The sequence below is a fragment of the Vibrio sp. 2304 genome, from assembly GCF_033339475.1.
Taxonomy (GTDB): domain Bacteria; phylum Pseudomonadota; class Gammaproteobacteria; order Enterobacterales; family Vibrionaceae; genus Vibrio; species Vibrio alginolyticus.
Genome location: NZ_JAWOUQ010000005.1, coordinates 235,444 through 248,581 on the forward strand (window position 1 = coordinate 235,444; position 13,138 = coordinate 248,581).

General features: G+C 44.8%; 9 protein-coding genes. 1 reads left to right on the forward strand and 8 read right to left on the reverse strand.

All coding sequences use genetic code 11. The features are described from left to right. Positions 1–118 precede the first annotated feature (118 nt). Positions 119–1,531: a phosphoglucomutase/phosphomannomutase family protein gene (locus R7P64_RS12455; protein WP_025768194.1), complete on the forward strand. Its 1,413-nt coding sequence runs from the start codon at positions 119–121 to the stop codon at positions 1,529–1,531. 157 nt (positions 1,532–1,688) lie between these two features. On the opposite strand, the gene R7P64_RS12460 is transcribed toward R7P64_RS12455, so the two are convergent. The 8 genes from R7P64_RS12460 to R7P64_RS12495 form a co-directional block, all read right to left on the reverse strand. Then, positions 1,689–2,720 (reverse strand): ABC transporter ATP-binding protein, encoded by a 1,032-nt coding sequence (locus tag R7P64_RS12460; RefSeq protein ID WP_005380055.1) that lies wholly within the window; start codon positions 2,718–2,720, stop codon positions 1,689–1,691. Further along, entirely contained in the window at positions 2,720–4,345 is a 1,626-nt protein-coding gene (locus R7P64_RS12465; protein ID WP_318123570.1) for an iron ABC transporter permease, read from the reverse strand. Before R7P64_RS12465 ends, R7P64_RS12460 begins: the two co-directional genes overlap by 1 nt. 99 nt (positions 4,346–4,444) lie before the next feature. Next, a complete protein-coding gene (locus tag R7P64_RS12470) occupies positions 4,445–5,458 on the reverse strand; it encodes a Fe(3+) ABC transporter substrate-binding protein (RefSeq protein WP_005386566.1) in 1,014 nt (337 codons plus the stop codon). Positions 5,459–5,610: 152 nt separating this feature from the next. After that, positions 5,611–6,840: an ammonium transporter gene (locus R7P64_RS12475; protein ID WP_047102648.1), complete on the reverse strand. Its 1,230-nt coding sequence runs from the start codon at positions 6,838–6,840 to the stop codon at positions 5,611–5,613. Between the two features lie 27 nt (positions 6,841–6,867). Then, a complete protein-coding gene (locus R7P64_RS12480; RefSeq protein ID WP_005386570.1) occupies positions 6,868–7,206 on the reverse strand; it encodes a P-II family nitrogen regulator in 339 nt (112 codons plus the stop codon). A 188-nt stretch (positions 7,207–7,394) separates the two neighbouring features. Beyond that, entirely contained in the window at positions 7,395–7,763 is a 369-nt protein-coding gene (locus R7P64_RS12485) for a YacL family protein (protein WP_054579081.1), read from the reverse strand. Positions 7,764–7,862: 99 nt separating this feature from the next. Continuing rightward, positions 7,863–10,460, reverse strand: coding sequence for a bifunctional aconitate hydratase 2/2-methylisocitrate dehydratase (gene acnB / locus R7P64_RS12490; RefSeq protein WP_256895660.1), 2,598 nt, complete (start codon positions 10,458–10,460; stop codon positions 7,863–7,865). Positions 10,461–10,728: 268 nt separating this feature from the next. Continuing rightward, positions 10,729–13,059: a patatin-like phospholipase family protein gene (locus R7P64_RS12495; protein ID WP_033905586.1), complete on the reverse strand. Its 2,331-nt coding sequence runs from the start codon at positions 13,057–13,059 to the stop codon at positions 10,729–10,731. Positions 13,060–13,138: the final 79 nt, after the last annotated feature.

The window sequence follows — 13,138 nt, forward strand, 5'->3', positions numbered from 1 at the left end:
TTGGGGGAGTCCTTCTCCCCTTTTGATTTATCCGGTGCACTTATGTCTTACAATTGCATCGGTTCGCTAGCAAAGATTTAAGACGCGGTGGGATGCCGCTCTTATCGAGGATCGAATCATGATCAAATTTGGTACAGGCGGTTGGCGTGCATTTATCGGTGAGGAGTTCACCAAAGATAATGTACGTTTGGTCGCTCAAGCAGTTGCAAACATCACGAATAACGAATCGGTTGCTGATCGCGGTTTTGTGATTGGCTATGACCGTCGTTTTCTTTCCGATAAAGCAGGTCGTTGGTTCGCTGAAGTTCTAGCAGCAAACGGCATTGTGGTTAGCTTTATCGACAAATTTGTCCCAACACCTATCGTAATGTTTAAAGCGAAAGAAATGGGCTGCGCATACTCGGCATGTATTACCGCATCACACAACCCTGCCGATTACAACGGCATTAAAGTCTTCATTGAAGGCGGTCGTGACGCAGATGAAATCATCACCCAAAAAATCGAATCACAAATAGACGCGCTCACTGCGCACGATGTAAAAAGCGTCGACTTTGAACAAGCGGTTGAAGATAAGCTGATTGAAATCATCAATCCGATGAACGAATTCGTTGACTCAATCATCGACTTTATCGACATCGAAGCGATCAAGAAGGCGAATTTACGTGTTTTGATCGACCCAATGTTTGGTGTCGCGAAAAACGCACTGCAAACCGTATTAATCAACGGCCGCTGTGACGTTGATGTGATTAACGATGGCAAAAACCCAGATTTCGGTGGGTTAATGCCTTCGCCAAGCGCTGCAACACTCTACCGTTTGATGCACCTAGTGAAAGAGCAAGGTTACGATATTGGCATCGGTACTGATGGCGATGCGGACCGTCTTGGTATTATCGACGAAAAAGGTAACTTCATTCATCCAAATGAAGTGCTACTGCTGCTTTACTACTACCTACTTGAATACAAAGGCTGGAAAGGCTCCGTGGTACGTAACATCGCAACCACCCACCTTCTCGATAAAGTCGCCGAAGATCATGGCGAGAAATGCTTTGAGGTTCCTGTAGGCTTTAAGCACATTAGTTCCCAAATGGAAGCGGATGACTCACTGATTGGCGGGGAAAGCTCTGGTGGCCTAACCATTCGCGGCCACATCAAAGGTAAAGACGGCGTATTCGCATCAAGCCTATTGGTAGAAATGATTTCAGTAACCGGCAAGAAGCTGTCTGAGTTGCTGGATGAAATCTACGGCAAGTACGGCTATGCCTACATGGCAGAAGGCGATTGTAAGTTCAAACCAGCGCAAAAGGACGTTCTGTTCAACAAAATTTATGTTGAAAAACAGTTGCCTGAGTTTGAGTTTGAAATCGAAAAAGTCAGCTATGAAGATGGCGCGAAAGTCTACTTCAAGAACGGCGGTTGGATCATCGCTCGCTTCTCTGGCACTGAGCCACTGCTACGAATTTTTGCAGAGATGCAAGATAAGGACACTGCGGAACGTGTTCTTCAACAGTTTAAAGACTTCTTGTCTTTATAACTGAACCTTGTGCCCGCTTCGAGCACTATGATGAGAGTCGACGCTGTCTGAAAAGGCGCTCATCAACAGGAGAAGAGCACTTGCCCGGCTCCACAGCCGGGCTTTTTTATTGTATGTTGGAAAGTCGTAAACGAGATAGCAAAGATACTCAGGAGCGTTAAGCAAATGCCAGAACGCCTTGCGTTTCAATTTTCACCGCGACGGACTCACCTATATTTAATGCTTGCGAAGCTGTAGCTAACAAACGATCACCATTCGCGTTAATCACATAACGGCAGTGATCACCCATAAAATGCTGTTCCAATACAGTTACCGAACTATCTTCATCGGATTGAATTTGCACATGCTGCGGTCTTAGCAGTAAAGAGCACTCCGCCTGTACTGGAATATCCTGTTGAGCCGTGGCTTCAACCACACCCAAGTGGGTTTCATATTCTGAATTCGAAACCCGTTTAGCAGCAAGGTAACTGCCACCACCTAAGAAATCAGCGACAAATTTACTTGAAGGCTGGTAGTAAAGCTCAGATGCTGTGCCATATTGCTCGATGACTCCATTGTTCATCACTGCCATTTTATCGGCGAAAGCAAAAGCCTCTTCACGGCTATGCGTAACAAAAATGGCAGTCACGCCTTGCGCCTTAAAAATCTTACGGATCTCACTTATCAACTCATGGCGAACTTGCGTATCAATATTAGAAAACGGTTCATCCAGTAACAGTAAGTCTGGGCTGTAAGCTAATGAGCGAGCAATCGCAACACGCTGCTGCTGTCCACCAGACAATTGATGAGGATAACGATCGCCATAACCTTGAAGATGCACGAGTTCTAACATCTCTTGAACTTTGGCATTTTTCTCTTTCGTCGAGCACTGCTTTAAGCCAAAGGCAATGTTTTGCTCCACCGTCAAGTGAGGAAAAAGTGCGTAATCTTGAAAAATCATCCCTATATTACGCTGTTCTGGCGGCAACCAGTTTTCCCCATCATCAATTGTGACGCAATTTAGACTCATTTCGCCTGACGTTAACGGCAATAATCCCGCAACGGCCTTTAATAGTGTTGTTTTCCCACAGCCACTAGCTCCTAGCAAACAGACAATCTGCCCTTGTTCTACCTCAAGAGACAATGATTCGAGTACGGTTTGATCATCATATTGGCACGTTAGGTTTTTAATTGATAATGCACAGCTCATCAGTGATTTTGCTCCAGTGAACGGTTAACAACAACAAGCGGGATCAACCCAACAAGAACCAACAGGACCGCTGGCAAAGCGGCCAATTCTAAATGCTCATCCGAGGCGAAGTTATAAACGTATGTGGCTAGTGTTTCAAAGTTAAACGGACGAAGTAACAAAGCCGCATTGAGCTCTTTCATTGACTCGATAAACACTAATAAAGCCGCAATCAGTGCACCGCGCTTAACCAGCGGAAAGTGCACGCGCCACAGCATGGCATTGGGCTTACAACCCATAGTGCGCGATGCCATATCTAACGACGGAGAAATTTTATTTAAATTACTTTCGATACTACCAATCGCCACCGCTGAAAAGCGCACAACCATGGCAAAAACCAGGGCGAACATGGAGCCAGAAAAAATAAGTCCCGGTCTTCCCCACTCCATGGCTTTAGCAACGTCGTTGACACGATGATCCATAAACAGCACAGCGACCATCACACCGATGGCTAGTACCGTTCCTGGTACTGCATAGCCCATAGAAGAAAGACGCATAAATGCCAAGCTTTCTCGTTTACCATTGACTCGATGGGTAAAGTTAACGATCAGTGCGACAGCAACACCAATAATCGCAGCAATAACAGACACAACTAAGCTATTCCATGCGTATTCACGAAACTCTGAGGTCCAACTCTGCGCAAAATAAGTGATCGCATAATCAATCAGCTGTAGTAGCGGCAAAATAAACGTGACCGAAACCAAGCCCCAGCACCAAACTAGTGCGGTCCACTTTTTCCAGCCCGTCAACTCGTAACGAAAATCTTCGTGACTGTTAAATTGGCTTTGAAAAAGCTTTTGTTTACGGCGGCTGTATCGTTCGGCACTAAGAAGCAGTACTACAATGACGAGCATCATGGCAGAAATCTTGGCTGCCGCATTAAGATTAGAGTACCCCAACCAAGTATCGTAGACCGCTGTGGTTAACGTATTCACCGCGAAGTAACTTACCGTACCAAAGTCACCGATGGTCTCCATTGCGACCAATGATAAACCCACTGCGATAGAGGGTCTTACTAACGGCATCGAGATGCGCCAAAAGCTTTCCCATGGAGAGCACTTGAGCAAACGCGCGCTTTGCAATAAAGAGACATTTTGCTCCATAAACGCAGCCCGGCACAATAAATACACGTAAGGATACAACACCAAAGCTAACACAAAGGTCGCGCCAGGCAACGTACGAATGTCAGGGAACCAATACTCGCCAGGTCCCCATCCGGTTACATCACGCAAAAAGATTTGAATTGGACCAGCAAAATCAAACCAATCCGTAAAAATATAACCAATGATATAACCTGGCATCGCAAGAGGTAGCACCAATGCCCACTGCAACCATTTTTCGGTCGGCAGTTTACACATGGCCATTATCCAAGCGCTTGGAATACCAAGAATTAAGGACAGCACCATTACGCCAACAGTTAGCGCAACCGTGTTAAAAATATAAGTCGGCATGACTGTTGCCATTAAATGAGCAAACAAATCATCCGTTTCACCAATTGCGGTGTAGAAGATCGCTAAGATCGGCAAAACCAGTAGCAGAGTTATTACCCCACTACTGGTTTTCCATAAAGAGTGTTTATCTTTCATCGCCTAATTACTGCAAGGCTGTATGAAATACAAATGCTGTTGCAAATACATCTCATATCCTTTAATCAAATGGGGGTACTGTTATACCCCCACAAGGAATTAAAGGTCAAATTTCACTTCGTCTAATAGCTTAATTGCCGCTTCGTGGTTGGCTGCAATATCGTCTAGAGAAAGCTTGTCTGCTTTAAAGTCACCCCAAGATTCCACAAGCTCAGAACGCTTCACGCCTTCTTTAACTGGGTACTCATAGTTAACTTCTGCGTACATTTGCTGCGCTTTGTCACCAGTTAGGAATTCCATTAGCTTCACAGCATTGTCTTTGTTTGGAGAGTACTTCGCCATCGCCATACCAGAGATATTCACGTGAGTGCCTGTAGTCTCTTGGTTAGGGAAGTTGATGTAAACTGCATCAGCCCAAGCTTTTTGCTCTTTGTCGTTAACCATTTTACCTAGGTAGTAGCTGTTACCTAGAGAAACATCACATAGGCCTTCTTTGATCGCTTTAACTTGTGCACGATCGTTGCCTTGTGGTTTGCGAGCAAGGTTTGCTTTCACGCCTTCCAACCACTCTTTGGTTTCTGCTTCGCCATTGTGAGCAATCATTGCTGAAACTAGAGAAACGTTGTACGGGTGCTTACCGCTACGAGTACAAATTTTACCTTTGAACTCTGGCTTAGCTAAGTCTGCGTAGTTGAAATCTGCGCCTAGTTTACCTACGCGATCACGTGATGAATAAACGCTACGAGAACGTAGAGTTAGAGCAAACCACTCATTCTCTTTATCTTGGTATTGAGCAGGTACATTTTCTTCAATGATTTTGCTATCGACTTTCTGAACTAAACCTTTGTTTGTCAGTTCAGCTAGACGGCTGATGTCTGTCGTAAGAATAACGTCAGCAGGGCTGTACTCACCTTCTTGAGCTAGCTTTTCTGCTAAGCCTTTTTTAGCAAATTTTACGTTTACTTTGATGCCAGTTTCTTTAGTGAACTCATTGAACATAGGTTCAACTAGGAAAGGTTGACGGTAAGAGTAGACGTTCACTTCTTCAGCAGCCATTGCTGTTGGAGCTAGAGTAGCGCAAGTTAGTGCTGAAAGAGTTAGCAGTTTTTTCATTGTTTAATCCTTTACCATGCTAATGATAACGTTTATCAGTTGCGTTATTATATGTATGTTCAATAAGAAGACAATGACCAATATTAAAAAACCTGCTCATCGGAGCAGGTTTTATTGTGTTAAGTGTGTAACCATTTATTACAAGCTAATGATTATTTCACTGTAACAAACTCTGGGTAAGCACCAACACCACAATCATGCATGTCCATACCTTCCATTTCTTCATCTTCTGTAACGCGAATCCCAACGGTTGCTTTCAAGATTGCCCACACAACTAGGCTGGCACCAAATACCCAAGCAAAGATAACTACGGCACCTAAAAGCTGTGCACCAAACGTTGCATCACCGTTGCTCAGTGGCACTACCATTAGGCCGAAGAAACCACACACACCGTGAACTGAGATAGCACCTACAGGATCGTCAATTTTAAGTTTATCTAGAGCAATGATACTGAATACAACTAGTGCACCCGACACCGCACCAATCGCAACCGCGTACAGTGGTGATGGCGATAGAGGGTCTGCAGTGATGGCAACCAAGCCAGCTAGCGCGCCATTGAGAATCATCGTTAAATCGGCTTTACCCCAAGTAGTTTTACAAACGAATAGCGCCGCAATTGCACCGGCAGCCGCTGCTGCGTTAGTGTTTAGAAAGATCTGACCTACCGCTGTAGCATTCTCAAAATCTGAAACCATCAACTGAGAACCACCGTTAAATCCAAACCAGCCAAACCAAAGGATAAAAGTACCCAACGTTGCCAAAGGCATGTTAGAACCTGGAATCGGATAGATTTCACCATTTTTACCGTACTTACCCTTACGCGCGCCAAGCAGTAACACACCAGCAAGAGCAGCAGAAGCACCTGCCATATGTACGATACCAGAACCCGCAAAGTCACTAAATCCAGCTTCTGCTAGGAAGCCTCCACCCCATGTCCAGTAACCTTCCATTGGATAGATAAACGCAGTTAAAATCGCAGAGAAAATCAAGAAAGACCAAAGCTTCATGCGCTCAGCTACCGCACCAGAAACGACGGACATGGCAGTTGCAACGAAGACAACTTGGAAGAAGAAGTCAGACTCTAAAGAGTGGTCGGCCCCTTCACCTTGAGTACCAATTAACGTACCAAATGAAGGTAACCAGCCTCCTTCTCCATTATCGACATACATGATGTTATAACCGACAATCAGAAACATCGTACATGCGATGGCGTACAAACAGATGTTCTTCGTAAGAATTTCTGTTGTGTTTTTAGAGCGCACAAGGCCAGCCTCTAGCATCGCAAAGCCTGCTGCCATCCACATTACCAACGCACCGGAAATGAGGAAGAAAAAGGTGTCAAGTGCGTAACGTAACTCGGTTACTGTTGTTGCTAATTCCATAATAAGTATCTCCAATCCTTTGAATTCTTAAAGTGCTTCTGCGTCCATTTCGCCAGTTCGGATACGCACCGCTTGGTTCAGATCGTAAACAAAAATTTTACCGTCGCCGATTTTTCCGGTTTGCGCAGCTTTTGTAATTGCTTCAACAACGCGATCTACATTGTCTGCGTGAGTCGCGATTTCAATTTTCACCTTTGGTAGAAAATCGACTTGATACTCTGCACCGCGGTACAATTCCGTGTGACCTTTTTGACGACCGAACCCTTTAACTTCTGATACTGTCATCCCTTCGATACCGACATCAGCCAATGCTTCTCGTACATCGTCTAATTTAAACGGCTTAATAATGGCATTGATTATTTTCATTGAGTTATCTCCGAAGCTTTCATCCTGAAACACTTCTTATAATCCAATCTACGTGCCAAGTTTTTAAGTTATTGAATAATAAAAACTAACCTCAATTTACATATCTATAAACAAAAAGGGCGCACCATATCGGTGCGCCCTTTTCACAAATTTAAAGCAACGGCAGAGAAGTTACCCAAAACTGTGCATTAAATGTTCAAAAAGTCTTTCCACTGTTCGATAAGTGCCATGAAATCCTCTATCCCACAACTTGCTGTACTTTCTGCATTGTAGAAGTCGAACTCACTTTCCATCTCGACATCATATTCATGGGCTAATGCGTTTTCTTGTACAAGAACTTCGTCGCCCTGAATCATCAAGCTAATTTCCGTGCCTGTTAGGTTATGCTCCTGAGAAGGCGCTAAAAATGACCGCTCAATTAGCTTTTCAACCTGTGCAATCTTCATCGGATCTTTGCCAATTTCTTCTTGCAACCAGCGCCCTACAATCTCATGTCCCATGCTACATTTTACGTAGTACTCGCCCATCAACGTGTTACGAATGAATTCAAATTCCACCGAGATTGCCTATTTCGTATCAATTTGGTGCGAGTATAGCGAATTGCTCCCATAAAAAAAGCACCTCATGTGAGGTGCTTTTGAATTGTGCATTTCTGATTATGCCGGTTCTTGGAAGATCACTTCGTCCGCTTTCTTGGTGTATTGATCCATTTTATGGAAGTTCAAGTAGCGGTACGTATCCGTTGCCGTAGCGTCGATTTGCTTCGCGTATTCTAGGTATTCTTCTTTGGTTGGAATCTTACCTAGAATTGCACCTACTGCAGCTAGCTCAGCTGACGACAGGTAAACATTCGCACCAGTACCCAGACGGTTCGGGAAGTTACGCGTTGAAGTCGACATTACTGTTGATTTATCTGCAACACGCGCTTGGTTACCCATACAAAGTGAACACCCTGGCGTTTCAATACGCACCCCTGCACGTCCGAAGATACCGTAGTAGCCTTCTTCAATCAGTTGGTCTTTATCCATTTTTGTTGGTGGCGCTACCCAAAGGCGCGTTGCTAACTGGCCATTGAACTTATCAAGCAATTTACCTGCTGCGCGGAAGTGACCGATGTTCGTCATACAAGAACCGATGAACACTTCATCAATCGCTGTGCCTTGTACTTCAGACAACAAACGAGCGTCATCTGGATCATTCGGTGCACATAGTACTGGCTCATTGATTTCAGCCATATCGATTTCAATCACATGTGCGTATTCAGCGTCTTTATCTGCTTGCATCAGCTCAGGGTTTGCTAGCCACTCTTGCATTGCAGTAATGCGGCGCTCGATAGTACGGCGATCACCGTAACCTTCAGAGATCATCCACTTCAGCATCACGATGTTAGAGTTTAAGTACTCTTCGATCGACTCTTGAGACAATTTCACAGTACAACCTGCCGCCGAACGCTCTGCAGATGCATCAGAAAGCTCAAATGCTTGCTCAACCGTTAGCGTTTCTAAGCCTTCAATCTCAAGGATACGGCCAGAAAATTCGTTGATCTTGCCCGCTTTTTCTACCGTTAGTAGACCTTGCTGAATCGCGTAGTAAGGGATGGCATGAACAAGATCACGCAGTGTGATACCCGGTTGCATCTCACCTTTAAAACGAACCAAGATTGACTCTGGCATGTCTAGCGGCATAACGCCTGTCGCAGCTGCAAAGGCAACCAAGCCCGAGCCGGCTGGGAATGAAATACCTAGAGGGAAACGAGTATGTGAGTCACCACCCGTACCGACAGTATCCGGTAGTAGCATACGGTTCAGCCATGAGTGGATAATACCGTCACCAGGACGAAGAGATACACCACCGCGGTTCATAATAAAGTCCGGAAGTGTATGGTGAGTGTTAACGTCTACTGGCTTTGGATAAGCCGATGTGTGACAGAAAGACTGCATGACAAGATCAGCAGAGAAGCCGAGACACGCCAAGTCTTTAAGTTCATCACGAGTCATAGGGCCTGTAGTATCTTGCGAACCTACTGTCGTCATTTTCGGCTCACAGTAGGTTCCAGGACGGATGCCTTCTACGCCACATGCTTTACCAACCATTTTCTGTGCAAGCGTGTAGCCTTTACCAGAATCTGCGATTTCACCAGGTTTGCGGAATACGTCCGAAGGCTCAAGACCTAGAGACTGGCGCGCTTTGTCTGTCAAACCACGACCGATGATCAATGGGATACGACCACCAGCACGAACTTCATCAATCAGTACTTCTGTTTTTAGCGAGAACTCAGCTAGAACCTCACCAGTTTCGTGGTTGCAAACTTTACCTTCATATGGGTAAACATCGATAACATCGCCCATGTTGAGCTTAGTTACGTCAACTTCGATTGGTAGTGCGCCAGCATCTTCCATTGTGTTAAAGAAGATAGGGGCAATTTTGCCACCAAGCACATACCCACCAGCTCGTTTGTTTGGAACGTAAGGGATATCATCACCCATAAACCAAAGCACTGAGTTGGTTGCAGATTTACGTGAAGAGCCAGTACCAACAACATCACCAACGTAAACCAATTGATGACCTTTGTCTTTTAACTCTTCAATTTGCTTGATCGGGCCAATAGTACCCGGTTGATCAGGGTTTATTCCTTCACGCTCGTTTTTAAGCATCGCCAGTGCGTGTACTGGGATATCAGGGCGAGACCAAGCGTCAGGTGCAGGTGAAAGGTCATCCGTGTTCGTTTCACCTGTTACTTTAAATACGGTTAGAGTGACTTTTTCTTCAAGCTTAGGCTTAGAAAGGAACCACTCAGCATCAGCCCATGATTGAAGTACTTTCTGTGCATGCGCATTGCCTGCTTTCGCTTTCTCTTCTACGTCATAGAAAGCATCAAACATCAGCAGCGTATGAGACAGCGCTTTTACTGCGATCTCTGCCAGTGCTTCATCATCCAATAGCTCAACTAGCGGTTCGATGTTGTAACCACCTTGCATAGTGCCTAGCAGTTCAGCCGCTTTTTCACGACTCACTAATGGTGATTTAACTTCACCTTTTGCTACTGCTGTTAGGAAACCCGCTTTTACATAAGCAGCTTCATCAACACCTGGAGGGATACGGTTTTCAAGTAGGTCAAGAATGACTTCTTCTTCACCTTGCGGGGGGGTTTTCAGAAGTTCTACAAGTCCAGCAACTTGTTCTGCGTCTAGCGGTTTAGGAACAACTCCTTCAGCAGCACGCTCTTCGACGTGTTTACGGTAGGCTTCAAGCACGACTTTTTCCTCTCATTGCGGTTCCTCCTCTATTATTACTATTGTTAAAGTAAAGGAGTGAACATCCTTGGAAACTTGGCTCTCCATTGCCCTTGTTTTCATTCAATTATGATTGAGAAACAGCGCCGTAGAGGCCAAACTGTGGGCAAAATAATAGCAAATTTAACCTTAAATTAAAATCTTATCATTTTGACCAACATAGCAACTTACGACTAAAGTTCTGCTAATTTTGACCAAATATGCCAAGTTTTTGCTTTCTCATACCCGGTTAATTAAACGATGTTCCTACGATCAAATACACAGCATCCAAATCTTGCTCAGTACGACCGTATGCCAACATTATTGGTCCTATTGGTGAGTCAACACCAAAGAAGATGGAGCCAGCATTGTAAAGCGGCGCTTCGTTTAGTTTCAGATCATTATCAGACCAAACACCGCCATATTCGACCGATGCGCCCAGGTAGACTGGAGCTTCAAACAATCCGAAATCATTATCAAACCACTTATATCGGTACACCAAACTGCTGAAAAATAAGTTCTGTCCGATCAGGCTATTTCTTGGGATTCCCGATAGGCTTAAGAAGCCGCCCAACTCTCTGGGATCAAGCGGTAAAGATGAGTTTTTACTCTCTACAAAACTATATTCAGCATGTCCGACTAAAGTATGACGCTGATGACTCACTGCACCTTTAAATCGTGCAGAGATTTCATAAACGGTATCTTCAATAATTTTGTCAGTCTCTAAAAGGCTAACGCCTTGAGGACTTTGATCATGAGACACTAAATATTCGAGATCGACTAACAGTCCACGAGTCGGAAATGCGAAATCATCAAGTGTATCCAGACGATAGTTGGCAAACAGGCCACGACGTTCAAAATCCAATTTACCAGCAGAAGCCAAAGTAGAAAGCTCAATATCTCCGGTTGAGTAGCGAGCGCCAAATCGAAGTTCTTGCCACAATGTGGGTTGGATACCTATCGCTAACTCTGTTGTAAAATCATCGTAAGTGACCGGAAAAAAGTCATTTACTGACTCTAAATCTGGTGCTTGAGGCTCTGTTAAAGGTAAGTTTCGGCTCTCACTGCCATAGGAAATACGCCCAGATACAAAAAGTTCTTGGCTAGATAAAACAGGGGAATACAACTCAGCTTCAATCAGCTTATCCGTGCCCATTTCTACGTTGAACGCCAACTCCGCGCCATGAGAGTTTAAATTGGTAAAGTTGGTCGATATTCCTATGCCGTACTGGCTATCTGTATCGAAGTCATCTTCAAGAAAAAATCGGAAGTTGAGATAATTAGGCCCCCACGACTTCTCGTTAACATCAAAAACCAACAATGTCTCACCATCCACCTCTTCAAAGTGATAAGTGATGAGCTCGAACCTATCTAACGCGTAGAGGTTTTCAACGGCTTTCTCAATTTCGGCCGTTGAAATACGACGTCCGGTTTCTAATTCAATACGATTCGTCAATAGCACATCGCTGTAGTGCGTGTTATTTACAATCACAATGTCATCAACCACACGCTGATCGCCATAAATCAAAGTTTTACGAACTTCTTGTTTGCGATCGATGTATTTTTGATAGTCCGCGTTGGACAAGCGTAACTCTTTCAGCTTATCTTTTAACTGCTTGGTAATATCGTACCCAGCTTGAAAAGCCCAAGGCATTTTGTCGAACTCGACGGTTTCCATGGTGCCCACATTGGGACGAATATAGATATCTTGAGGTTCAAGCTCGTCCACTTGCTGTTGTGTACTACGACGAACGAGATAGTTAGAGAGTTGATCCGCGACAGTAAACAGCCCCGTAAATTCATCTTCGGTTTTGTAATCGGTGCTAATATCGACGGCAATAACGACATCAGCTCCCATGGCGCGAGCCACATCGACAGGCATGTTATTGACGACGCCGCCATCGACAAGCATATGACCATTGAGCTTATAGGGAGGAAGTGCTCCTGGTACAGACATGCTAGCCATCATGGCATCAACAAGGTAACCATTACCCAGTACGACTTCTTCTAGGGCAAGAATATCAGTCGCAACAGAACGATAAGGAATGGCAAGCTCATCAAAAGAATCGAATCGCCCTAAGTTCCCTGTAGTCTCACGCAATACTCGCAACATGTTCTGGCCTTGCACCACACCCGTTGGTGCTCGTACCTCACCGAACCTTAAGCCGAGGTCGGTATTAATTTGATAGCGGTCTTCATACTCTTTGTCACGAACTCGACGTTGGCTACGGTCAACACGATCTCGATAACCGCTGCCCCAATCGACGGTGTAGATAAAACTCTCAATTTCATCAGCACTCATCCCCGTGGCATAGAGCCCACCCACATAGGCGCCCATACTGGTACCGGTCACAATATCGACAGGGATCTGCATTTCTTCCAATGCTTTTAAAACCCCAATGTGTGCCGCCCCTTTCGCTCCGCCACCAGCGAGCACAACCGCCACCTTTGGTCGAGGTTCCAAGTCATCCGTTTTTGTTAGAGAGTTTGCGAGGGAAACAGAAGGAGTGATCATCAAAAAGGTACTAACCCAAAGCGCAAAGTTGCGAACCGATGGGCTTGATAACAGCTTTTTGAACATTCACTTCTTCCTTTATTGAATATCTGATCAAGTAGGGCGTGCTAGCAGTACTGTACTAACACGCCCTAATATGTACTAA